Below are 24,289 nucleotides of genomic sequence, written 5' to 3' on the forward strand. Positions count from 1 at the left end.
ATGCGCATTTTTCTATTAAACTTGCTGCTCGCCATCAGCTGGTCCGCCCTGACCGGCAATGCTTCCATGGCGAACTTTTTCTTTGGCTTTCTTATCGGTTTTTTGGCTCTTCGAGTATCTCCTACATTGCCCGGAGCGCAGAGCTATTTTACCCGCCTTCCACGATTGACCCAGCTGTCATTTTTCTTTCTGGAGGAGCTTGTTTTATCCAGCCTGCGCGCAGCCTATGAGGTATTCTCTCCCCGACTGCAAAGCCAGCCTCTTATCGTGCGCGTGCCGATGGAGAGATTGGACAGAAACCAGGTTTTTATTCTCACCAACTTAATCTCCCTGACACCGGGCACGATGGTATTGGATGTCACACCCAATAATGATGCCTTAATCGTACACACCATGTTTGTCAGCGATCCAGATACATTCCGCAAGGAAATCAGGAAGGGATTTGAAAAGCGGGTCAGGGAGGCTGTTTCCTGATGCTTCTCACCATTATCGACATTCACTCACCCTTGGTCACATTGGCAATTAACATTGCTTCTTTCCTGCTGCTACTGGCCCTGGTGATGTGCTTCCTGCGTATTGCACTGGGACCCACTCTCGCGGATAGGGTTGTCGCTCTCGATGTTCTGAATATTCTCGCGGTAGCCTACTGTGCATTACTGGCTATCGCCTCGGGACAGCCTGTATACCTGGACGCCGCCATTGCCCTGGCCCTGGTGGCATTTTTGGTGAGTGTGGCCTTTGCCCGCTTTATCGAAAAAAGTGGCTCACGAACAGTGACCAACAGTCATGGAGAGCATAATGACAATTGATGAGGTATTTATCGCTTTGATAATTCTGGTGGGCAGTTTCTTTGGATTTAGCGCCGCTTTAGGACTATTGCGAATGCCAGATTTTTACACCCGGATGAGCACATCCGGCAAGGGCGCGACTGTGTGTTGTGGGTTATTGCTGGCAGGTGTGGCACTACTATTTAGCGACGCCCAGGTAACTGCCAGGGCCATAGCCGCTATTTTATTTTTATTACTGACGGTGCCTATCGGTGTCCATATGATTGCCAGGGCGGCTTATAGGGCCGGCACCCCCATGTGGCGTGGTACCGGCTCCAAAATCAAGTTCAAGAACCCGATGCGCAACATTCAGTAAGTGCTAAATCTTTTCGCCGTAAAGTTCTTCGATAATGCTTTCACTGCGCTGGCGCAAATGATCCATATCCGGATCCTGTAGGATGACATGACCCATCTTGCGCCCAGGGCGAAGTGCTTTGCCGTACAGCCAAACACCATCGTTATCCTGTTTAGGGGCCACATCAACACCCAGCATATTGACCATCGCTACCGGCTGTGGACAGGCGGTATCCCCCAGGGGCATGTCCAGTATCGCGCGGATATGGTTGGCAAACTGGCTGGCCTCGGGTCCAACAAATGTCCAGTGGCCGCTGTTGTGAACTCGCGGTGCCACCTCGTTAACAATCAGACCGTCCTCACATACAAAGCATTCGACTGCCAACACGCCCACATAGTCCCAATCCTTCAGCAAGGTCTCCAGGTAGCGCTCTGCAGCGCTGAGCAGCTCCGGGTTGTTATAGGGTGCAGTGGACAGCAGCAGAGTGCCATTTCGATGACGGTTTTCAGTCAGTGGGTAGGCTTTGATTTCGCCAGATGCCGAGCGAGCGCCGATAATGGAAACTTCACAGGTGAAATTCACCCCAGCTTCGACCACACACTCCTGGTCCCCGGCTTGGGGAATCGCAGCATCCAGGTCCGCAGCGTTCTTCACGCACCACTGGTTCTTGCCATCGTAGCCATTTTCACAGCTCTTGATGAAGGCCGGATATCCCAGCTGCTCCACGGCTTCCCGCAGCTCTTTCTCGCCCCGTGCCGCAGCGAAAGGCGCTACAGGCAGGCCTGAGTTTGTTAGCGCCCGCTTCTCTCTCAGGCGGTGCTGGGCCTTCTCAGTAATATGTGGGTCAGGGTATACCGGACAGAAGGGCTGCAACGAGCGCAGCAAGTCCACACTCACCTGCTCCCGCTCACTGGTAATCACTTCCGGGCATCCCAACGCCTGATACAGCGCTTCCGGGTCCTGTCCAGGTTCCATCTGTACGATAGTCCCCAGTCCTTCAACACAGTCGGTATTCTCACCGTGCTCTGCCAGGAAACTGAACTCTACCCCTAAGGAATGGCCCTCTTGGGCCATCATCTGCGCCAACTGTCCACAGCCGATAATGGCGACTCGTCTCTTGCTCACAACTACCTCTAATCACTCAACAGTGATGGGAACCTGCTCAGTCTGGCGCTCGCGCCAAGCGATCAGGCGCTTCTGTAATTCCACATCAGCCAAAGACAGCATCTGCGCAGCCATCAGTCCAGCATTGTAGGCACCGGAGGCACCAACTGCCTGGGTTGCTACCGCCACACCGCGAGGCATTTGCACGATGGATAATAAGCTGTCCATTCCCGTCATAAAGCGGCTCTCTACCGGCACAGCGATCACCGGTAGAGGGCTCATGGCAGCGATCATACCCGGTAGATGGGCAGAGCCGCCAGCACCGGCAATAATCACTTCGGTGCCGGATTCATGAGCGCGACTGGCAAATTCCACGAGGCGCTGGGGAGTTCTGTGGGCTGATACCACAGCCGTGGCAAAAGGCACTTCAAGCTCTTCCAGGGGCTTGGTGGCATTGCTCATGGTGGCCCAATCTGAGCGAGAGCCCATTACGATGGTGACTTTTTCAAAGGGAATCGGCTTCACTTGCGATTAACTCCAGTATTGAACAAGCGCCAGGTAGGCGGGAATCGCCACCAGCACATTAAACGGAAACGTAACTGCCAGGGACAAGGTAATAGACACACTGGCATTTGCCTGCGGCAGGGCAACGGACATAGCCGCAGGCACAGCGATATAAGACGCACTACTACCGAGTACTGCGAGGAGGAAAATACCGCCGGGCGACAAGCCTAACAGACTCCCCAGGATTCCGCCCGCTGCACCACCAATAAGGGGCATAAAAATACCAAAACTGAGCAGGAATGCCCCCTGTCCACGCACATCGGCGAGACGCGCCGCAGCAACACGCCCCATCTCCAGCAGGAAGAGTGCCAATATTCCGTGGAACAAAGTGCCGAAGAAAGGCATTACAGAAGCGGTCCGCTCACCCGCCCAGGCCCCGATAACAATTCCACCGAGAAGCAACAGTACTCCCTGGTTACAGGTAACCTCGTGAAATACCTTGCGCTTGCCCGAGCTGCCCATAGATTGTCGGGCCAGAAGTATCCCGACAATGATCGCCGGCACTTCAAGCAGGGCTACAAACAGCGGGAAATAGGCTTCGTACTGAATATTCTGAGCCTGTAACAGCGCCACAGCAACCGCGTAAGTGGCAACACTGACCGAGCCGTAATGAGCCGCCGTTGCCGCCGCATCCACACGGGACCACTTTCCGATCCAGCGCAGGATAGGGAAAGCCACCAGTGGTAACAAGGCCCCAAATGCCACCACCGCCAGAGACTGGGGAATCAGGGTGGCCGCGGAATAAGCACTTAAAGCAGCGCCGCCTTTCAACCCAATAGCAATCAACAGGAAGATAACACAGCTTTGGTACAGCCCTTTGGGCAACCGTAGATCACTGCGAACCAGCTGGGCAAAGGCCCCCAGAAGAAAAAAACCAACAACTATATCGAGCTGCATCTCTAGCGCTGCTCCCGGCGCTGCCTGGAACGTTTAGCGGGGATACGAAGCTGCTTGGGAGATTGCCCCATTAGCCAATAGGCGACATTTGCCAGAATAGTTGCCAGCCCAACAGCCATCAGAGGAACACCGTTAATACCTGCAAGGTTTATTGATAGGCCAGCACAAAGCACCAATAAGCCTACGACGACACCAAAATAGAGTTGTGATTTCTGCATCGATAATGCCCCACCGGTTGTTGAAGTGGCCGCATTATCAGTATTGCTATTGATAGATAAAAATAGATATTTATTATGTAATCTATAAACAGGAATTTATACAGGTGTTTCAGTGCCACTCAGCCGAGCCCATGCCCGAATTGGAACCGTTCGCCAACTGGAGATCCTGCTCTGTGTTTACGAGTTGGGCAATATCAGTGCGGCCGCCAGGACCTTGCATCTCACCCAGCCGAGCGTATCAATGCAGCTGGCCAAACTCTCCGATGCGGTGGGATTACCACTCTATTACTCTGTGGGCAGGCAACTGCAGTTTACAGAGGCGGGGCTGACCTTAGTAGAAAGTGCCCGTGAGATTCTGAAGAGTTATGAATACCTTGACCTGAAACTGGCTCAGCTGCGGGGACTGGATACCGGTAGCTTGCAGCTGGCAGTAGTAACCACCGCCAAATACTTTATCCCCCACCTGATCGGTGAGTTCTATCAGCAGCATCCGCGACTGGATATCCACTTCAGGGTAGGCAACCGCCAACAGATCATCGATTACACCGGTAAGGATGAAGATGATTTCTACGTTTTCAGCCACCCCCCCAAAAGTCAGGACCTGGAGCTGGTAGAGTTTCTGCCCAACCGGCTGCTGGCTATCGCACCGGAAAACCATCCCCTGGCTTCCCGTGAGAAAATCTCCCTGCATGAATTTGCAGACTGTCAGTTCCTGCATCGGGAAGAGGGCTCCGGCACCCGCCATGCTATTGAGCAGTTCCTGAAAAAGCGCAATGTAGACTTTAAGCTCCGTATGACCATTGAAAGTAATGAGGCTATCAAGCACGCCGTTATGTCTGGCTTGGGCGTCTCTATCCTATCAGAGCACACTCTGGCATTTGGCGGGCGAGCAGGCTTATCAGTGCTCGATGTAGAGGAACTTCCCATTGTCACCCACTGGTATTTGGCTCGGCGCAAGTCACGCCCACTGTCACCGGCTGCACAGGAATTCCTGGAATACGCCCGTAACCTGGAAAAGGTACCCTTGGGTAAACTCCCATAACCCAGGTTTATTTTTCCTATATAACGATCTATCTCTGATGTAATTTCCCCCAGAATCCAGCCTTTTACGCATCCGCTCCCAGCAGGCGGGCTAAATAATTTAGGCCTCAAAATTTTAAAAATTTCCTGCGGGCTTTCTCAATCCTGCTACTTTTTGGGGTACTTGGCCACTGCACTGCCAATGTTTATCAACCCAACTCCCTTATGGCAGAAAAGCTGTTTTTGCCTGTGTTCGGATTTTCAGAGATGGATATCGCGATGATCGCAAAAGTAATTAATAAAGGAATTATCACCCTAATTTTTACTTTCTCAGCACTTACGACACAAGCGCAGGATGATTGGCGTGAAATCGAGTGGGGAGAATTTATTGTTCGCTTCGGCCTGACTTATGTCCAGCCGAACGATGAGGGTACACCGCTTAAATACCGGGTTTTGCAACAGTGGGATTTATACAACAGCAGCTGGCAGATTGATACAGCCCACGCCTGGCAAATATCAGGAGTCTGGCGGCCCAGCGATCGCTGGGGTATCGAATTAATGCATATTAACGGTGCAAACTACGGCACAAAGCTGGACAATTTCACCGGCAACCCCGGGCGAAACCAAATACAGCTCGGCGACTTCAGCACCACAACGACAATGGTATTCGGCAACTGGTATTTCCTGGACCCATCCTATCGCACGCGTCCCTATGTAGGCGCGGGGATAAATTACACCAACTTCCACACCGTTGAAATTAGTCGTCAGTTTAACGAGTACCTTTTGGATTCAGGACTCTCTGTCTCTCCGGGATCATTGAATATGGGACATTCCTGGGATTGGGGGCTGCAAGCTGGCGTAGATTATAATTTTGACTTTCGCGACTGGAGATATCCGGTCCTGCTCAACTTATCCACGGTTTACTACCTGGCAGATACCAATGCCACTGTGGATTTCCCTACTGAATTAGGCAGAGATCGCCTCTATGCCCATTTTGATTACAACCCATGGGTCATAAACTTTGGCGTGGGAACAAAATTTTAGTAAAAGATTATACAAAGTTGGGCGGCATCGAATACCGCTTTCTTTAGGTTAAATCCGCGGCCATTTAACACATCGATACTCTAGCGCCCAACTTTTTCTGTGCAGTTAACGCTTTAATATTTATTGCAATTATTTGGCACGATAAAAGGAATAACTGTGTCTTCCCAAAAAGCTGGATGCCCTAATCCTTTCGCAAAGACTATAAAACTGGCTTTGCTGGCTCTGACAATTCCTGCGCTATTTATTTTCAATAGCAAACTCTTGGCACAATGCAGTCCCGGCAACAGTGGTACCACTGGCGCGGACCAAATCACCTGTGACGATGATAATGATCCCGATGGTGCAGATATAGAAACCTTCGCTGGTGACGATACCATCTACCTGAACGGCGGCACGGTAGAAAATGTGCTTGCTGGTGAGGGTAACGATGAAATCAAAATTACCGGGGGAGTCATTAACCTATTAGTCGATGGTGGCGCCGGCAGCGATACAATTACTCTCGATGAGCGCTCCAGTGATGTGGGGGATTATCTGAGAGGTGGAGGCATTGACGGTGGAGATGGAGATGACAACCTGATCTTACTCGATGGATTGTCGTTTCACGTCTGGGGGGGAGCAGGTGACGATACTATTACCCTTGATGGCGGTTTTATTTTTAACTACCTGGATGCCGGTAGTGGCGATGATTATATCTACTGGGATGAGGGAATCAGCAACGAAGTTCGGGGCGGCTCTGGGTCAGACACCCTGCTGATCGATTCACACTCTTTCGATGGCGATGTACTACTGGATGGTGGCGATGATCTCAGTTCCGATGATGGAGAAGTCGACAACCTGATATTTAAACTGGACTATTCCGTAGATGGGACACTTTTAAATAACTGGGAAAGAATCGTTATCTGGGGCAGCTCCAAAATGATATTTACCGGGAGCCTGGTTGTCGGTGGCGGTTTCGATTCAGAGGGCGACTCACTTGGCCTCGATATTCGTTGGGGTGGACAGGCGTTTTTTGACAGTGACAGCTTTGTAATTTCAGGAGATGTATCCAATAACGGAACCATCGACTTATCCAATAATAAATTCAATACCCTCACAATAAGTAAAGACAGCGATGGGAATTATGGGCAATATCGCTCGGACAATGGACGCTTATGGGTTGACGCTGTCCTAGAGGATGATTTATCCCAGAGTGATCAACTGATTGTGCAAGGTGACAGCTCCGGCACTACGACTATTTCAGTCTTTAACCGCTCCGGTAAGGGCAGGCAGACTGTGGGGAATGGCATTAAAATTGTATCTGTCGAGGGCGACTCAAATGCGCAATTTACCCTGGCCGGGGATTTTGTCAGCAAGGATGATCAACAAGCAGTTATCGGCGGCGCCTATGCTTATACGCTGCATCAGCACGGCGTAACGGAAAATAATGATGGCGACTGGTATCTGCGCTCAACCGTGGATAACTCGTCCGAATTTCCCGCAGGCGGAATGACACGCTGGCAGCCCACCGCGGTGCTCTACGAAACTCTCCCACAAATTCTCAGGACACTCAATATCCCCTCTTCATTGCGTAGCCGCTTGGGCAATCGCTATTGGGTAGGTACCAGTTACTTGGATTTAGCCAGCAGTGAGTACAGCGATGCCCAAGAACAAGCGATTGATAATCGCGGGCTATGGATCAGGAACTCCGGCAGGCACATTACCCTCGACCCCAAGGAATCCAGTACCTGGGCAAACTGGAAACAGACCTATTACCAGGTGCAAGTAGGCTTTGACCTACCTATCGAGGTCTCCGTATTTGGAAGCCAGCTTATTGGCAGCGCAGCACTGCACTATGGCGATTCCAATAACGATGTCAGCTCATTTTTTGGTGATGGCTCAATCGATGCCAGTAACTATGGCGTCAGCGCATTTCTCACCTGGTATGGAGGAGATGGCATTTTCATCGATAGTCAACTGAAATTGAGCTGGTTTGACTTTGAGATGGATGCCAGATCATTGCGCGAGCTGAAAAATAGTAATGAAGCATTCGGCTATGCCCTGTCTATCGAGGGAGGAAAAAGCTTCAGGCTACAGGACTACTATTCCTGGACACCTCATGCCCAATTGATTTATACCTCCGAGGAAACCAATGACCTGCAGGATATCTATACCGTACAAGCCACAGATATCAACAACAATGGCTTCCTCCTGCGTCTGGGAACCATCTTTGAAAAGCGCAAGAGTCAGCGTAAAAACAGTCGCAATATGTATGGTTCAATTCCCCTGGAAAGATTCTCACTGTTTGCAACACCAAGCCTGATTTACAATATCGACCAGAGGACTAACTTATTGGTGTCTGGAATCCGACTCAGTCAAGAGCCTGATACCTGGTATGGAGAATTACGCCTGGGAGCCAGCTACGATGAGTGCGGGGATCACTGCTCTATCTATTCAGAAATTTATTACAGCAGCAGTCTGCAAAACCTGGGGGATAGCTTTGCTGGAGGCCTGGAGCTTGGCTTTCGCTACAAGTGGTAGCACGGTTTCAGATAATAGGAAGTGCGGGAACAGCTAAATTTTATTCACATGGAATATTTATCAACTTACTCTAATAGTAATTGGGATAAATTGTATTCAGAAAACACTCTGCGTATTTTCTTATCGTTGCCACATTTCCCCTTTAAATTCCGTTTCTTTAAGCCGCTAGCCTGACATCCCGGAATCGTTAAAAATCTATCCCGCCAAAATCGAACATCCGGTACCCGAGCACATAGAGTCCCCTGCCTCATACTCATCGCTTTAAGCCAGATATCATCCGCTATAGGGCACAACTCTAAGAACCTATCTTTATTCAGGACATCGGGGTGTAGTGCACCGGGGTAATATAAAACACCTCCAACTCCAGTGGGAAATACCCTATAGGAAGGTTCAATATTCATATCACTTTTCCAGGTTTCCCGCGTCGTTCTCCACTTATTGTAAGGTAATATATTACCCTTTTTATCGATACCAATCCTGTGAGCGCGATGGCAGAAAATACAAGATGGTTCTTTTATATATGCCTGATATAGCATATCGATGGTATCTGCTGGGTAGAGGATATCGTCATCTACCGTGATAATCAGACTATCGGGGAATTTTTGAAACGCGTAAAAGTACTTGGTATATGGACCGAGATCTTCATCGACAAACTCAACTATCAACCCCCGATCCACTTGCTTCATCAAGAGACTCGGTAATATCTGGTCAGGAAATTCTTTGAGTGACAGCCAGAGAACAATCAAATCTGCTTTTAAGGATTGCTGGAACAAACTCTCAATACATAAGTGGATATCATTGATACGCTTCCCGTAACTCGTCAGCGAAACAATTATGTTATGCTTTGCCGCATTACCTACCCCAGAATCATTACCACTTAAAGTCGACTGCTCTAAAATTCGCTTCCAAACCAAGGCATCTAATTTTAGATTATTATTGATAGTATTTTTCTTGCTGCGTTTTACCGAAAAGCCCTTAAACATAAAGTGACTTCAAAATCCTTCAATTAACACAATTTTAGACTTGCGCACTGCTATCAATACCTAAAGAGCTCCAAGGCAAACCTCAAATGCACGTAAGAATATAGAGTTCCCGATGCGATATAGTGAATTGGTATAGTTGAGTTCAAATTGTCTGGACCGACCACACCCTTAATAGTAAAGGTATGGTCTAGTTTTCGGTAAATGCAACATTGACTACCCTATTTCACCAGCCTCACCCGCTCCGGGAACAGATTTCCTCTCCACTCCGCGGCGACCATATAACGCCAACAGAACACCTGACGGGAACATCAACACACCGTAAACTGCTGAAGGTACCGACATCTCACTGGAATGTAGAAGGGTCAGGGTTACCATCATCCCGATAGTGCTGTTTTTAATGCCCAGCTCCGTCGCAACCGCAACGCCCTCGCGTTTTGGCAAGCCGACAACTCGACTGACAAAGAGCCCCAGTAGCACACCACACAGATTCAACAGAATGACAGACGGTCCAGCTTGAACCATCAGGTCTGCAAGGCGATCGCGAATCCCCCAGATAAGCCCTGCCACCAGTGCAAGTAGCACAACCCCGCCAAAAATACTGACAATTCCCTCCGCTCGGCGAGCCAGGTTTGGCTTCCATGCGCGAAATAACATCCCGATAACGACAGGAAAAAGAACAATGCCGGATAACATCGCCACGGTACTGGCAAATGGCAGGGTTATTGTCTGCCCAGCGCCAAAGTAGGTTCGAAGCGCATAATTTGTAAAAAGCGGCAAACTGGCGATAGTAATCAGGCTGGCAGAAACCGTTAGTACAATCGAAAGTGCAACATTGCCGCGAGCCATTAGAGTAAACAGGTTTGATGTGGTACCGCCCGGACAGGCCGCAATAATGACTAGACCGACGGCAATAGCCGGAGGCAGGTTTAAGCCCCAACAAAGTGCTATTGCGATAGCGGGCATCAGGAGGATTTGAGTAAAGGTTCCGACGATAAGGCCAACAGGTTTTACTGTTACCTGGTGAAAATCCCTGGCAGTCAGGGTCATCCCTATACCCACCATAATGATAAATAGTGATATAGGTAAACCGATCGAGATAAGGGGCCCTGACTCCATGACTTTCTCCATTATCAGTCACTGTAAGAAAAATACCCGACAAGGACCAGCTCCCAGTACAATAAAGCTCGCTCTGGAGACAGATGGCGACATCAAGACAGATACTCCACTACCGGGGGAGTTATTTCGATATCGATAATTCGCTGTTTCTATAGAAGCTCGAGTAGATTCTTAAAAGTGTAATTATTATTTTTAGTTCAGATTGTGAGATATCCACAGACAACGCTGGAGGATTTCACCGATCTACGTTGTAATTTAGGAGTCACTAAATTATTTCGTGAACCACTCCTAGAGCCCCATGAAGCGGGCCTAGAAGAATATAGCTGCTGAGTTGGGCTAAGGCCACTCCCGGCGAGCTGCGCCTGGCAGTGCGGACTTGTGAAGACCAGCAGATACATTTAGGGCTCACTCCGAGACTCCTTTAGCAATATACAGAACTTTAATGACTCAGGAAACGATACAAGCGACCATGATTTCCACCCTGATAAATGGGCAGATAGATAACTGGGACAACTTACTCTGGTCTGTGGGAAGTATAGATATACCCGCTAGCGAGGCTTCTGTTGCAGGTACCAATGCGGCAACCCTGCTCCCCTGGCTTCCACCTTCACGGCGAACACGTCTATTGGAGTACTTTTCCTGCGCCGACGTAAGAGAGGAGTTATCCCCCGAGCTGGAAATCTACCTGCACAAACTCAATCTCAATAAACCAAATAATCGCTTGGGCACTTACTTTGAAAGGCTCTGGTCATTTGTATTTAGTAAACACCCGGACTACGAGCTGCTCCATCAGAACCTCCCCCTAAGGAAGGACGGCAAGACGACATTGGGCGAGCTCGACTTTGTCGTGCGATACCTGCCCAGTAATCACTGTGAGCACTGGGAAATTGCCGTAAAGTTCTACTTACAGGTTACCGATAAATACTGGGTCGGTCCCGGACTAAAGGATCGGCTGGATATCAAACTGGCGAGAATGGCAGATCATCAGCTCCCTCTGATTGAGATACCCACAGTGAAATCGCTGTTGGAAAATCACGGGCTAAACATAGATCGCCAGTGGGCGCTAATGCCTGGAAGACTGTTCAAGCCCCTGGATACTAGTCGACAGATCCCCAATCATCTGTTCTGGTGGGTATCCCTGTCCGGCTTTCGGTCATTCATCGAGTCTCGGGCGAAGCATAATACTCTCGGATGGCTGGCACTTCCCAAGCAGGCCTGGCTGGCGCCACAGGGGAAGATCGCCGGTATGACTGCAGAACGCTTACTGGAGACCCTACTCTCCAGCAATTTTACCCACCCCCTGTGTATCGCAGCGATTAGCCGGAGCGGCGAAGCCAGTAGAGGCTTTATTGTGCCAGACGACTGGTACCAAAACGCCAAACAACGCTTGGGCAAGTAGCCTCCAAATCCCCGTGCCTCTCCTACCAGGCCAGTGGCGACTCCCAAAACCTCTAGTTTACCTCTCATCATTTTCTAAATTGGTGATTGACATAGATCAATTTATATTTACAATTTTCAGAAATTTCTGAAACTTAAGAAGTAAATGAAACTATCGAGTCAAGCCCAGGCATTCGTACTGCACTTTGGTGAAATGGGTAGCCGCTGGGGATTCAATCGCACGGTGGGGCAAATGTTTGCCCTGCTCACCATTCATCCCACGCCACTCAATGCCGAGCAATTGGCCCAGGCCCTGAAGATCAGCCGTGGCAATGTCAGTATGGGGCTCAAGGAGCTACAGGCCTGGCGCTTGGTTGAGCTGCATCACCAGCCGGGAGACCGCAAAGATTATTTCACTGCAGCGGGGTCAATCTGGGACCTTGCCCGCACAGTCTTTGAAGAGCGCCGCAAACGGGAGCTCGATCCTACTTTGAGCCTGCTTCGCCAGCTGCTACTCAATGAGCCCCAGGATGAGCTGGATGCCCAGGCGCAGGAAAAAATCCAGGAGGTATACAGCTTGCTGGAGCTGCTCGAAGAATTTGCCAACACACTCAGCAAGCTAGAACACCAGGACCTGCTTAAATTGATGAAGCTGGGCTCCGGTATCGTCAAGCTGCTGGAACTAAAAAGTAAGATGACAGGTGGACAAAGCTCCTCAAACTAGCCGCCCCACGTGCTGCTTCGAGGAAAATACCGCTGCATTAAAAGCGTAACAACCACGTTCATCGAAAGCGTTTTTCCGGGGCGAAGTCCATAGGGCCAAATCCATGGCCGAAAGTCCCCGGCACATTTTTGATCCGGTAGCCCATAGTGCTGGATTAAAACGGCACAAGGCCGTGCCGCTGCCGATCCAATATCGGCTCCTGCAGGATGGTATACGCGGGAACATAAACCTGCCTCTATATTTTCTTGCAGTGCCGATTAGCACAGGAAGTGCTAATCGGCTCACTGGTTCAAAGATCTCAGACCAGCAGAGGCTCTCATGTTAGATACCCTGATCCTTTCCAGGATACAGTTTGCCGCAAACATCAGCTTTCATATTCTATTTCCAACAATCACCATTGCACTCGCGTGGATCGTTTTCTTTTTTAAATTACGCTACGACCAAACCAATAATCCGGTCTGGATGCGCGCATATCGTTTCTGGGTAAAAGTCTTTGCCCTGACATTTGCTCTCGGCGTAGTGAGTGGCATCACCATGTCATTCCAGTTCGGAACAAACTGGCCCGGCTTTATGGCCCAGGTCGGCAATATCGCCGGTCCGCTTCTCGGATACGAGGTGCTTACCGCATTCTTTCTTGAGGCCACCTTTCTCGGTATTATGCTGTTTGGCATTAATAGGGTGCCAAGCAAAATACATACTCTATCTGCATTTATTGTGGCGACGGGAACCACCCTGTCCGCCTTTTGGATAATCGCTCTCAACTCCTGGATGCAAACACCAGCCGGTTTCGATTTGCGGGATGGGGTCGCCTACCCAGCCAGCTGGATGGAAATTATCTTTAACGCGTCTTTTCCCTACAGGCTCACACATATGTTGTTAGCCTCAGGCCTGACCGCTTCCTTCTTTGTCGCGGGGATTTCCGCCTATCGAATTCTCAAAGGAGACCCCAAGCGTGCCCCCAGACTTGCCCTCAAAACTGGACTGATTCTCGCAGCCATTTTTATTCCAATTCAAATCTACGTAGGCGACTTACACGGCCTCAATACTTTTGAGCACCAACCGCAAAAAGTCGCCGCAATGGAAGGGGTTTGGGAAACTGAGCGAGGAGCCCCCCTGCTACTTTTTGCAATACCCGACGGAGAGGAGAAAACCAATCACTTTGCAATCGGTATTCCCAAAGTAGCCAGCATGATCCTCACCCATGAGTGGGACGGTGAAATCAGGGGCATCAATGAGTTTCCTGATAATCACCCGCCGGTCGCACCTGTATTTTTCGCATTTCGCATTATGGTGGGTATGGGCATATTGATGCTGCTTACCGCTTGGGGGGGGGTCTACCTATTGCGCAAAGGAGAACTGCCTCGCTGGATGCTTAAAGTCTTGGTGGCAATGACATTCTCTGGCTGGATTGCCACCCTGGCCGGTTGGTATGTAACGGAAATTGGCCGGCAACCCTGGCTTGTTACAGGAGTACTGAGAACCGCCGATGCCGTTACGCCGGTCCCCCCTTCCCATGTGGGGTTCTCCCTGACCCTCTATCTGGTTGTCTACGTGATACTGCTCTATGCGTATATAAGAACACTGAAAGTTATGGCCTTGAAATCAGTAAAAGTTGAGGAGTTTGAAACCCAGGAACTACACGCCGGTAGCAGCTTAACCAACCTGCCCAAAGACACTGAAGAGAAAGACAAAGGAGAAAGCAAATGACCAGTAGCGCCTCTGCTGCGGCCTATTGGCTGCCCGTCGCATTTGTCGCTCTTATGGGCTTAGCGGTATTAATCTATGCGGTTCTGGATGGCTATGACCTGGGCGTCGGTATATTGCTGCCCATGGGGGAGGCCGATGAATCGCAAAGGGACACCATGATCGCATCCATCGGCCCCTTTTGGGATGCCAACGAAACCTGGTTGGTACTGGCTATCGGGTTACTGCTGATAGCATTCCCGATTGCGCATAATCTGGTTTTAATGCACCTATATATTCCAGCAGCGATTATGTTGGTCGGCCTTATCATGCGAGGTGTGGCATTCGACTTTCGTGCCAAAGCTGCCATCGACAAAAAATTGACCTGGGACCGAACCTTTAAAGCGGGGTCGATTATTACCAGCCTGGCACAGGGCTACATGCTGGGACAATACGTTATCGGTTTCAGGCCTGACTGGTCCGCACAACTGTTTTCCGCACTCAGCGCTCTGGGAGTTACCGCCGCCTACTCTTACATAGGCGGCGCCTGGCTGGTTCTTAAAACTGAGGCGGAACTGCAAAAGCGGGCTATAACTTGGACTCGCTACGCAGGCAGGGCCACCCTGCTTGGTGTGATAGCGGTATCAGCTATCAACCCACTGGTAAACCCAACAGTATTCGATCGCTGGTTTACCTACCCTCTGGTTATGTTTGTGCTGCTGGTACCCACCCTGTGTTTTCTTGCTTTTGTCTCCAATGACATTTTGTTGGCCCGAATGCCCAAGTCAGAGGACAGACACAAAGCAGTTCCTTTCTTCACCGTGGTTGTTATTTTTCTGATGTGCTTTATTGGCTTGGCTTTCAGCTTTTTCCCGGACATTGTTCCCGGTCAACTCAATATTTGGCAGGCCGCCAGCGCTACGGCATCTTTAAAATTTATTCTTGTAGGCGCGATCATCGTAGTGCCCGTTATTCTCGCCTATACCGTTTTTTCTTATTACGTCTTCCGCGGAAAAGCGACAGAGCTACATTATCACTAGTCGCATCCCCACTCGGCTGGCAGAAAATATCTGCTAGCCGAATTAAATTAATTAAAGTGGAACTATCCCACAAATCAAACAAGTTCTTCTTGCTCGCCTGAATTTGGTACGATTATAATAATCAATTCCAAAAGACAATTTTTTACATGGAAGTAAAGCGTATGCTAGCCCATGGCCAGTGCCGCTTGTCTATAGGGGGAGGTAATTTGAACCAAATCGATCGACGAGCTATCAGCCGGCGCGACACTGCCAGTCCGCGCAAACCACAACGTAAAAATGGTAGAGAGAAGTATGAAAAGCTTCTTGATGCCCTTGAAGTATTAATCACTGAACAAGACTCTACGGATATTAGTCTCGCCAACCTAAGTCAGGTTGCAGGTGTTCCGGCAGCGTCTGTTTATCACTTCTTTCCAAGTGTAGATGCCAGCTTAACTGCCTTGGCCGAACGTCACTATAAATCCTTTGGTGACGTGGTTTTGGGCCATTCGGATTTTTCTCCGTCGGAAAGTTGGCAGGATATGCTGAACCAGCTGTGCGATCTTGTGCGCGGCTACTATGAAGAGAATCTTGCCGCACTAAAAGTACATTTTGGCCCCCAGTCCAGTTGGGCTTTACGCCAGCTACAAATGGAAAACAATTGGCGTCTTGCGGATACTCTGATTAAGAACCTGTCTCGGGAATTTGAGTTACCGCCATCCCAGGATTGGCGAGACCGGTTTATGTGTGCCATCAACATCAACGACTCTTTCTGCTCCCAGTCTTATTCCCGTTTTGGGAAAATAACAGAAGACGCTGCAGCAGAGGGTAAACGAGCTGCCGCCGCCTATCTCAAGCTCTACCTCGGTGAGCTTTTACAACGGCGTCAACTGCGTTTCGCCCCTCTGGAGGCTTCAGCTTAAGCAGAGCCCTAAGGCCGTTACCAAAAAAACCCGGCAAAAAATTGTCGGGTTTTTTTGTGCCTGCCACATTCATTAAGTGGCCCCCGTCTTTATCCCCCACCTGACTAACAATAACCACTAATCAAAAAAAAGTGGTCAATAAAAATTTGCTAATTGAACAGCTTCAACTTTTATATATATCTAATAGTTATAAATAGTTGTTTATTCACTTCACTTTATAGCTATGGTGATGATGGAGAGCAGCGCTAAAATTGCATTTTTGTGACTGGTAAGACCGAACCTACACTTCCTCTAACTGATACCGATTGTGGAGGTCCCTCATGCCCATTGCTTCACACGAGCTCTCGGTGGATTTCCCAGAATATGCAGACACAATCAAGCAACTTCTCGAAGATGACATCCAATTCAAACTCGAAAACGATATCTACAGCAAACTGGATAAACAAATAAGAGGCCTTCAGGATAGTGGCATTGGCACAGATGATGAGCACTATTCCAGCCTCAAAAAACAAAGAGCCTACCTCAAACAGCACCTATACAACCGCATTACTTCTGTAATTACACACCACTGAGGTATGTTACTACCAACAGCAGAACAGCACTGGGGCTGGAGATATTAACGAGGCAGATAGCCTGAAAGAGCTTGGTCTATGCAACTGTACTTGACCTTTTCTTCACCTTTTGCACGAAAGGCCCGCATTGTTGTACAAGAACAAAATCTGCAATCTGTGGTAACAGAGCACTTTTCTCACCCCTTTCACAATGAAAATGAGCTGATTTCCAGTAACCCCCTGGGAAAAGTACCATGCCTTACACTGGGTAATGGCTCCTCAATCATTGATAGTGAAGTTATTTGTGCGTTTCTTGATAAAAGCCTGGGAGATGGACATCTCTCTGCACCACTAGATAACAATTGGGACCTATTCACATTTCACAGTGTCAGCTCTGGCTTAATGGATGCGGCTGTACACCTACAAATGGAAAAGTTGCGCGCGCGGGAAAACCTTCGATCTGATTTTTGGTGGCAGCGTTACTTCAACGCAATCGAGAGATCCCTGAGCTATCTGGAGCAGCACCTGGCTATATTGCCCGACAATCTTAGCCTCACACATATCAACCTGTGCTCAGCATTGTCCTACCTGGATTTTCGCCATGAAGATTTTGACTGGAGAAGCGATCACCCCAAATTAATGTCTATGTCAGAAATCCTGGAAGAGAATGAAAGTCTGGCTAAGTGCAAGCTGCATGAGTAGCTAAGGGGTATATAAAAAGGAGCAAGGGTAAGTCGGTCAAGCCATCTATTCTGAACAAGTCATGTTTTTGAGTTACTTAACCGCGACTCGATAGCACTGCTACAGTCTGATTTATTAATATAAATGCCACACTTTTCTACTAGCCTGATCGCTTTTGGAAGACTCCCATGGCCAAACAACCGAAGAGTACTCTTTGGATAATCCTGCACAGTGTGGCCATTGTTGCAACTTTATGCAGCCTGCTAACGGGACTTCGTATCTCAACCCTGACAAAACCCAGCATTGGCCATATCGAAGAATTATTGCCCCAGGGGCAGGTGCACGATTTTCACTTCTTTTCAGCAGCTACTCTTTCCGCCATTCTTATCTGTTATTTGCTGTATAAAATAATAGCTAAACTTCAAATCACCACCTTATCAAAAGTATCCCACAAAGCCTCGATTGGCTACCATAGAGTAGTCACTCGCATTGGCACGATTTTTCTTGTAATCATAATTGTCAGTGGCTGGATTCTGTTTATTGGCAACGACTATGCCTTTACAGTTCGCCAAGTGCACTTTTTCTTAGCATTAGGGATTTTAACTTATATATTCCTTCACGCCGGTGTCTATCTCACAAGTTATGGCTTTAAGACTCTGGCCTATCTTGTTCCCAGTGCAAAACCAGGCTATCGAATCCCCATTATTTCCTACCTATCAATCGCCTGTGCCATATTACTTCTGTGGCTTCTTGTTACAGAGAAAAGCCATCACAATCTTACAATCAAAAAAATTGATCCAAAAACATTTATAGAAATTGATGGTTTAGCACAGGAATCCGTGTGGTCCCTCCTCTCGCCACTGAGAATCCACACCGATGGAGGTGCCAATTTTCATGATGGTAGCTCAACAGTAAGCTTAAAAGCTGTGCACAACCAGCAGGAAATATTTTTCCTCATAACCTGGGAGGACCCCACCGAAAGTCTAAAGCATCTACCAATAAAAAAAATGGATTCCGGCTGGAAGATACAACAGCAAGGGTTTCAAAACTTCGACGAGACCCTTCATTATGAAGATAAGTTCGCTATCCTGATCTCCAATTCCTGTGAATTCGGTGCCTCGGGAACCTCTCACCTGGGCCGCAAGCCATCAGCTCAATTGCCTTCAAACTGGCATGGAAAGGGCTACCATTACAGTTCGTCTGACGAGGTACACGATCTCTGGCACTGGAAAGCCGTTAGAACCAATAAAATGCACCTGGCTGATGATAACTACATTGGTAAGCCCGATATTGTAAGGCCGGGATCACGTCGCTATACCGCGGGATATTCCCAGGATGGTAAGGAGTCCGGGGCATATTTGTTAAACTGGAAATGGTATTCCCCTCATAAAATCACGCCGAGGCGACTACCAAAAGATACTTCTTCCCTGGCCTCATACCAAAATGCAAATACAGTTAGAGATTGGACAATTTCCTGGTTTGATTTCCAACCCTATAAGACTGTATATGACAATTATCCTACCAACACTTTAATGCCATCAGTTCTCTATACCTCTAATCGCTTTGAAGGAGATCGAGCTGATGTAAGAGCCTATGCGGTTTGGCAAGATGGTTACTGGTCCATGGAAGTCGTTCGAAAGCTGGATACCGGATCCACGCTGGATGTAGCTATTAAAGATGGTATCTGTCTTTGGGTTTCTGCATTTGATCACTCACAAATTGCTCACACACGCCATGCCCTACCAATAAAGATTAAGCTGGCAGATTAATGATGATTGCGCGTATATTTTGGATATTTATCCTTCCTTTATTCACTGTCTGTGCAGCTATCCTGCACAGTCCATCGGCACCCATTCCAGAGCCATATCACCTTATCAAAATAAATAATCAAGGCGAGGCTATCGGAACTTGGGCAGGGCCCTGGTCCTGTGTCTGCGACACCAATACGGGACTTCTCTGGGAGGTAAAAACCGACGATGAAGGCATTCACGATGGCAGGTGGACCTACTCATGGTATCAATACGAAGAGGGTATAGAAAACAATGGGGATTGCTATTTTGAAGAAGACCGATGTGATACTGAAGACTTGATCCGCCAGACCAATCGACAGCAGCTGTGTGCAACACAAAACTGGAGGCTTCCCGATATTACAGAACTTCGCTCTATAATCCTAAAGGAGAGTAAATCTGGACGGCCCAAGATAGCAACTGAGTATTTTCCAAAAACTCAACGAGGTGACTATTGGACCCAAAATTCTGACAGGCCTTTATACGGCATTTATCAGTACCTGAAAACCGGAGCAGGAGCTGTCAATTTCATGAATGCAGAAACCGTCACAATCCCCTATAGAAATGCTGCTTTTGTGCGTTTAGTCTCCAGCCATTCAACGACCTGTAATAAAGATCCACAATAATTTCGAAGCGCCGCATCCAGCTTTTACAACTGCTCTCTCAAAGCGCTGCGCCTTGAAATAATAACCACTACTTACAGGAATCCCCCATGAGACGATTCTTAAGCACTGCTTTTTCTATCTCGACTCTATGCTTGGCGATAGATGCCAGCTCAGCGACTAAATATCACAGACTGGCCTGGGATGGTGATGCCTCCACCAGTGCTGTCATTGGATTTTCACCGGATGGTAATACTAATAACCCCTACATCAACTTTGGATATTCAACCAATGAAAACAGTTGGAGCAGCCAGGGGATTGATTCAGTATCTACATTCGATGGCAGTTTAAATAGCTACTTTGTCAGGCTTGAAAATTTAACGCCGGATTCAGCAGTTTACTATCGAGTGTGTGATCAAGATGGCTGTGGTGACAGATATTGGTTTAAAACTGCACCGGCAGACGAATCCCCCTTTGTCATTATTGCCGGGGGGGATACCCGCACCGGACATACAACACGACGAGAAGGTAATGCATTGTTGGCCAAAATCCGTCCGCTGGCTGTTATGCATGGCGGCGACTTTACCAACGCCAATAGTGCATCGGAGATGGATGAATTTTTACAGGACTGGACGCTGACTTATTCCGACGATGAAATTGATGGGTATAACTATCAACGCATTTACCCATTAATCCCCACACATGGAAATCATGAAGATGACAACTACTCCACTATCTGCCAGGTATTTGGGGTCGACTTCAATAGTGATGGCGGTTGCAGTCCCAGCGATACCTATGGCGCGGTACAAATTTCCCCGCTCCTGCGAGTCTACACACTAAACAGCCAGTTCCAGGAGAGTGGCTGGTCTTCCTATGCCACAGATATGAATAACTGGCTGGAGAATGATTTAGCAACGAGTGGCGGGTACAGTAATTGGCGCTTTGCCCAATACCACAAACCTATGTTCCCACACTACAGTGGTAAGTCCGACAACCCCACTTTGTTTAATTGGTGGGCACAGCCATTTTATGATTACGCCATGAACCTGGTGGTAGAGTCAGATACTCACTTGACCAAACTCACCGAAGTAGTGGCCCCCGACAATAGTGATTTTTCAATCACTGATACTGGGGGCACTGTTTATGTCGGCGAGGGAAGCTGGGGAGCTCCAGCCCGTTCGGCCAATGACGCCAAATTCTGGACCATTGATATGGCCAGTATCCAGCAGTTTAAGGTAATCCAAGTCAGCGCCGACGAACTCAATGTTCGCACTGCCCAGTTTGATGCAAACGCAAGTACCCTGACACGGGAAGACCGCGCAAATAATCCCCTTGCTTTACCAGACAATGTGAACTGGTGGACTGCCAATCGTATTGGTGAAGCCATGCTGCTTGCAAAAAACAGTGATGGCAGGAGTATTATTGTCGGGGACAGCAATGGCGATGGTGAGCTATCGCTACCAGTAACTGATGATACTTTTATCTCATCACGCTACTCTTCCAGTAATTTTGATAATGACCCGGATGGCCTACTGGCAGACGGCAGTGACAGTACTTATGGAACTCTTTACTCACTGATTAAATTCGATCTCTCTAACCTTGCCAATTGTTCGGCGATAAGTTCGGTTGAGCTCGAATTAAATATCACCAACCGCTCCAGCAATGATTATGGTATTTACCTGGCCGGGTCCAGCTGGGACGAAGGATCGGCCACTTGGGATTCAGTCGGTGGATCAGCGGTCCTTTCACAACTGGCGACCAGCTTTGTTCCAACTTCTACAGGGACCCTAAGCGTAGACCTGGGCTCATCGGGTCTTCTCGACAGCTGGCTGCAAAGTGAAAATACCGGTTTGGTTATTGCCTCGCTGAATGGGAGTAACGGGGTAGATATCTCATCACAAGAAACCGGTATATCCCCAGCTCTCAGGGTTGCTGCAGATTGCAGTGACACCTTCAGCGAGGAAGTATCTCAAGTTGCCTCAGACGATGTCTTTATTTCATCCAGGAAGGAAGATGATAACTTTGACAGTGATAGTGACGGCCTTCTCGCCGATGGCAGTGACCTGATTTACGGAACCCTATATAGCCTTATCCGCTTTGATTTAACCGATTTGAACTGCCACCAGTATATTGATGCTACCCTCGAACTGAATGTCACCAACACATCCAGCAACAGCTATGGCATTTACATGGCAACACAGAGCTGGCGGGAAGAATCAGCCACATGGGATTCTGTGGGAGGCAGCTCTATTCTTGGACTGCAAGTGGGCAGCTTTACCCCCTCTTCTACCGGCCGCCATCTGATCGACCTAGGGGCTTCAGGAATAGTCGATAGCTGGTTAAATACTAGCAATAACGGCTTGGTCATTGCTTCGGAGGGAGGGATTAATGGCCTGGACATAAGCTCCAAAGAAAGTGGGCAAAGCCCTCTCCTAACATTGCAAACGCTCTGTCCCTGAGTAGACATAGGGCTCTCTTCACCGAGAGCCCTATTCATTTATTTATAGTTTGGCTTGATTGTAAAGCTGCGCAGACACATCAATCGTAGTTAATTTTCCTTTTACTTTTCACTCGACGAAACTTGCAGCAGACTCAATAACTGCCGCAACTTCCTCCGAGTGGGAGATCGGTAAGAGGTGCCCCCCCTCAACAATTGACGTTTTTGCTTTTGAACGCTTGGACATCATTCTTTGGAGTTCCGGTGTTATGGTGAGATCGTCATTGGCAATCAATGACCAATGTGGTTTGTGCTTCCAGGCCGCCAATTCAGCCTGATAGGAAAATATTGAAGTATTTGCCGGGCTTTGGAAATCCGCTGTATAAACTGCCTCAGATTTCGTTAAGCCATTTGCGACATAGGTAATCCAGGCGTCTCGAGCAACCACGTAGTACCCGTCTTTAGATACACGAATTGCTTCCTGAGGTAATTCAGCAGGCATTGACGTGTTCAAATAGCCAAGGCTCTCACCCACTTCGGGCTGGAAAGCAGCAATATAAACTAACGCCTGTACTTTGGGGCTCATTCCGGCCTGGCTAATAACCATCCCACCATAGGAATGCCCTACAAGGGTAACTGGACCATCCTGCATATCAATAACGCGATTAACTGCAGCCACATCTTCCTGAATAGATGTCATAGGCATTTGAACCACAGTGACATCGTAACCCTTGCTGGTAAGGCGCTTGTGTACTTTGTGCCAAGCACTACCGTCCATATTGAGGCCATGGACTAACACCACATTTTCTCCCGCCGAGGCCATTTCTACACAGGCAAGGGAGATAGCGATGATTTGGGCAAGCCTCATGCACATTTGCGATATTTTCACGAGAGTATCCCCGTTTAGTGAATGGAACATGAGAGTAGAACGGGTAAAACTCCTCTGGTAGAGTGATAAAATTGATTACCTATATCAGCTATGGTGATAAATGGATCGCCGGGACTTTTACGAACTTCTAATCTTTAAGGAAGTTGCCGAAGCAGGCAGCTTTACCCGAGCCGCAGCTCGCTTGGGGAGAGCCCAATCGGGCATCAGCCAGTCAGTAGCTGCGCTCGAGGCCAGGCTGGGCGTTTCCCTGGTGGTTCGATCTACCCGAAGCGCCAGGTTGACGGAGGCGGGCCAGACACTGCTCAAGCAAATCTCCCCTGCCCTCCAGCAAATTTCAGACAGTTTGGAAAGCACAAAGGCAGGTAGCGAAACTCCCAGAGGGCTTTTGCGAATCACTTCGATGGAGTATCCAGCACGTACCATCCTCATGCCCCATCTAGCTGCCTTTATGGAAAAATTTCCCCATATAAAAGTAGATATCGATGTAAATGACCGGTTTACGGATATTATCAAGGAGGGGTTTGATGCAGGCATTCGCTTTGGTACCCACTTGGAAAAAGACATGGTGGCAATACCACTAAGTACCCCGCTCCGCGTGGCTATAGTTGGCTCCCCGAAGTATTTTTCGCGATATGGTACTCCAAAGGAATTAGAACAATTGGTGGATCACAACTGTGTCAATATTCGTACAGCAAGCCATGGTGATAACTTCCGTTGGATTTTCAAGAAAAATTCTCAATCCATAGAACTTGTAGTGAAAGGACGGTTATTTGTTAACGATGCTCCTGTACTTGTTCAGGCCGCCCTGGAAGGGCTGGGGCTAATCTATACTTTTGAGCAACATGTAGCTGAGCATTTGGCCTCAGGAACATTAAAAACCTGCCTGGAGGAGTACTGCCCGGATTTCCTGGATTACCAACTCTACTACCCGAGCAGACAGCAAAAATCGTCGGCTCTTGCAGCATTTATCCGACATTTACGTGAAACTTAAAGGGGGGGGCGCACAGTCGTATAAGCTCAATCTTTAAGAAAGC

General features: G+C 48.5%; 24 protein-coding genes. 17 read left to right on the forward strand and 7 right to left on the reverse strand.

Annotated features, from left to right (window positions below):
* The 3 genes from BTJ40_RS18705 to mnhG are packed head-to-tail and all read left to right on the forward strand — an operon-like array spanning position 1 to position 1,143.
* On the forward strand, positions 1–474 hold the full coding sequence (locus BTJ40_RS18705; protein WP_108734497.1) for a Na+/H+ antiporter subunit E: 474 nt from the start codon (positions 1–3) through the stop codon (positions 472–474).
* Positions 474–809 (forward strand): cation:proton antiporter, encoded by a 336-nt coding sequence (locus BTJ40_RS18710; protein WP_192879353.1) that lies wholly within the window; start codon positions 474–476, stop codon positions 807–809. Before BTJ40_RS18705 ends, BTJ40_RS18710 begins: the two co-directional genes overlap by 1 nt.
* Entirely contained in the window at positions 799–1,143 is a 345-nt protein-coding gene (gene mnhG / locus BTJ40_RS18715) for a monovalent cation/H(+) antiporter subunit G (protein WP_238152058.1), read from the forward strand. The genes BTJ40_RS18710 and mnhG overlap by 11 nt, the downstream gene beginning before the upstream one ends.
* Before the next feature lie 3 nt (positions 1,144–1,146).
* On the opposite strand, the gene BTJ40_RS18720 is transcribed toward mnhG, so the two are convergent.
* The 4 genes from BTJ40_RS18720 to BTJ40_RS18735 are packed head-to-tail and all read right to left on the reverse strand — an operon-like array spanning position 1,147 to position 3,905.
* The gene (locus BTJ40_RS18720; RefSeq protein WP_238152059.1) at positions 1,147–2,247 is read right to left on the reverse strand and encodes a 5-(carboxyamino)imidazole ribonucleotide synthase; all 1,101 of its coding nucleotides are present in this window, start codon (positions 2,245–2,247) and stop codon (positions 1,147–1,149) included.
* A 12-nt stretch (positions 2,248–2,259) separates the two neighbouring features.
* Positions 2,260–2,751: a 5-(carboxyamino)imidazole ribonucleotide mutase gene (gene purE / locus BTJ40_RS18725; protein ID WP_108734498.1), complete on the reverse strand. Its 492-nt coding sequence runs from the start codon at positions 2,749–2,751 to the stop codon at positions 2,260–2,262.
* Between the two features lie 6 nt (positions 2,752–2,757).
* On the reverse strand, positions 2,758–3,687 hold the full coding sequence (locus BTJ40_RS18730) for a sodium-dependent bicarbonate transport family permease (RefSeq protein ID WP_108734499.1): 930 nt from the start codon (positions 3,685–3,687) through the stop codon (positions 2,758–2,760).
* Between the two features lie 2 nt (positions 3,688–3,689).
* Entirely contained in the window at positions 3,690–3,905 is a 216-nt protein-coding gene (locus tag BTJ40_RS18735; protein ID WP_108734500.1) for a hypothetical protein, read from the reverse strand.
* 112 nt (positions 3,906–4,017) lie between these two features.
* On the opposite strand from BTJ40_RS18735, the gene BTJ40_RS18740 reads away from it, so the two are divergent.
* The 3 genes from BTJ40_RS18740 to BTJ40_RS18750 all read left to right on the forward strand — a co-directional run bounded on the left by BTJ40_RS18740 (position 4,018) and on the right by BTJ40_RS18750 (position 8,486).
* Positions 4,018–4,947, forward strand: a complete 930-nt coding sequence (locus BTJ40_RS18740) for a LysR family transcriptional regulator (RefSeq protein ID WP_238152060.1) — start codon at positions 4,018–4,020, stop codon at positions 4,945–4,947.
* A gap of 257 nt (positions 4,948–5,204) precedes the next feature.
* The gene (locus tag BTJ40_RS18745) at positions 5,205–5,969 is read left to right on the forward strand and encodes an OmpW family protein (RefSeq protein ID WP_157954164.1); all 765 of its coding nucleotides are present in this window, start codon (positions 5,205–5,207) and stop codon (positions 5,967–5,969) included.
* 156 nt (positions 5,970–6,125) lie between these two features.
* A complete protein-coding gene (locus BTJ40_RS18750; protein WP_108734502.1) occupies positions 6,126–8,486 on the forward strand; it encodes an autotransporter outer membrane beta-barrel domain-containing protein in 2,361 nt (786 codons plus the stop codon).
* Positions 8,487–8,551: 65 nt separating this feature from the next.
* Here BTJ40_RS18750 and BTJ40_RS18755 read toward each other — a convergent pair whose 3' ends face one another.
* Both BTJ40_RS18755 and BTJ40_RS18760 read right to left on the reverse strand, forming a co-directional pair.
* Complete coding sequence (locus tag BTJ40_RS18755) at positions 8,552–9,469, reverse strand: hypothetical protein (RefSeq protein WP_108734503.1); 918 nt, start codon at positions 9,467–9,469, stop codon at positions 8,552–8,554.
* Positions 9,470–9,682: 213 nt separating this feature from the next.
* A complete protein-coding gene (locus BTJ40_RS18760) occupies positions 9,683–10,585 on the reverse strand; it encodes a bile acid:sodium symporter family protein (protein WP_108734504.1) in 903 nt (300 codons plus the stop codon).
* A gap of 442 nt (positions 10,586–11,027) precedes the next feature.
* Between BTJ40_RS18760 and BTJ40_RS18765 the strand changes: the two genes are divergently transcribed.
* The 10 genes from BTJ40_RS18765 (at position 11,028) to BTJ40_RS18810 (ending at position 22,388) form a co-directional block, all read left to right on the forward strand.
* A complete protein-coding gene (locus BTJ40_RS18765) occupies positions 11,028–11,984 on the forward strand; it encodes a DUF1853 family protein (protein WP_108734505.1) in 957 nt (318 codons plus the stop codon).
* A gap of 144 nt (positions 11,985–12,128) precedes the next feature.
* Positions 12,129–12,686: a GbsR/MarR family transcriptional regulator gene (locus BTJ40_RS18770; RefSeq protein ID WP_108734506.1), complete on the forward strand. Its 558-nt coding sequence runs from the start codon at positions 12,129–12,131 to the stop codon at positions 12,684–12,686.
* A 318-nt stretch (positions 12,687–13,004) separates the two neighbouring features.
* Positions 13,005–14,393 (forward strand): cytochrome ubiquinol oxidase subunit I, encoded by a 1,389-nt coding sequence (locus BTJ40_RS18775; RefSeq protein WP_108734507.1) that lies wholly within the window; start codon positions 13,005–13,007, stop codon positions 14,391–14,393.
* Positions 14,390–15,409: a cytochrome d ubiquinol oxidase subunit II gene (locus BTJ40_RS18780; protein WP_108734508.1), complete on the forward strand. Its 1,020-nt coding sequence runs from the start codon at positions 14,390–14,392 to the stop codon at positions 15,407–15,409. The genes BTJ40_RS18775 and BTJ40_RS18780 overlap by 4 nt, the downstream gene beginning before the upstream one ends.
* A 206-nt stretch (positions 15,410–15,615) precedes the next feature.
* Positions 15,616–16,308, forward strand: a complete 693-nt coding sequence (locus BTJ40_RS18785; RefSeq protein WP_157954165.1) for a TetR/AcrR family transcriptional regulator — start codon at positions 15,616–15,618, stop codon at positions 16,306–16,308.
* 320 nt (positions 16,309–16,628) lie between these two features.
* Positions 16,629–16,880 carry a YdcH family protein gene (locus tag BTJ40_RS18790; RefSeq protein WP_108734510.1) on the forward strand — a complete coding sequence of 84 codons (252 nt, stop codon included), beginning with the start codon at positions 16,629–16,631 and terminating at the stop codon, positions 16,878–16,880.
* A 78-nt stretch (positions 16,881–16,958) separates the two neighbouring features.
* Positions 16,959–17,561, forward strand: coding sequence for a glutathione S-transferase N-terminal domain-containing protein (locus tag BTJ40_RS18795; protein ID WP_108734511.1), 603 nt, complete (start codon positions 16,959–16,961; stop codon positions 17,559–17,561).
* A 167-nt stretch (positions 17,562–17,728) separates the two neighbouring features.
* On the forward strand, positions 17,729–19,309 hold the full coding sequence (locus tag BTJ40_RS18800; RefSeq protein WP_108734512.1) for an ethylbenzene dehydrogenase-related protein: 1,581 nt from the start codon (positions 17,729–17,731) through the stop codon (positions 19,307–19,309).
* Positions 19,309–19,953 (forward strand): DUF1566 domain-containing protein, encoded by a 645-nt coding sequence (locus BTJ40_RS18805; RefSeq protein WP_238152061.1) that lies wholly within the window; start codon positions 19,309–19,311, stop codon positions 19,951–19,953. The genes BTJ40_RS18800 and BTJ40_RS18805 overlap by 1 nt, the downstream gene beginning before the upstream one ends.
* Positions 19,954–20,039: 86 nt before the next feature.
* On the forward strand, positions 20,040–22,388 hold the full coding sequence (locus BTJ40_RS18810) for a DNRLRE domain-containing protein (RefSeq protein ID WP_108734514.1): 2,349 nt from the start codon (positions 20,040–20,042) through the stop codon (positions 22,386–22,388).
* Between the two features lie 108 nt (positions 22,389–22,496).
* Here the strand turns inward: BTJ40_RS18810 and BTJ40_RS18815 are convergent, their stop codons facing one another.
* Positions 22,497–23,255: an alpha/beta fold hydrolase gene (locus BTJ40_RS18815; RefSeq protein WP_202862828.1), complete on the reverse strand. Its 759-nt coding sequence runs from the start codon at positions 23,253–23,255 to the stop codon at positions 22,497–22,499.
* 100 nt (positions 23,256–23,355) lie between these two features.
* Here BTJ40_RS18815 and BTJ40_RS18820 point away from each other — a divergent pair, with 100 nt between their 5' ends.
* The gene (locus BTJ40_RS18820; protein ID WP_108734516.1) at positions 23,356–24,246 is read left to right on the forward strand and encodes a LysR family transcriptional regulator; all 891 of its coding nucleotides are present in this window, start codon (positions 23,356–23,358) and stop codon (positions 24,244–24,246) included.
* Positions 24,247–24,289: the final 43 nt, after the last annotated feature.

This window comes from Microbulbifer sp. A4B17, from assembly GCF_003076275.1.
Lineage (GTDB): Bacteria > Pseudomonadota > Gammaproteobacteria > Pseudomonadales > Cellvibrionaceae > Microbulbifer.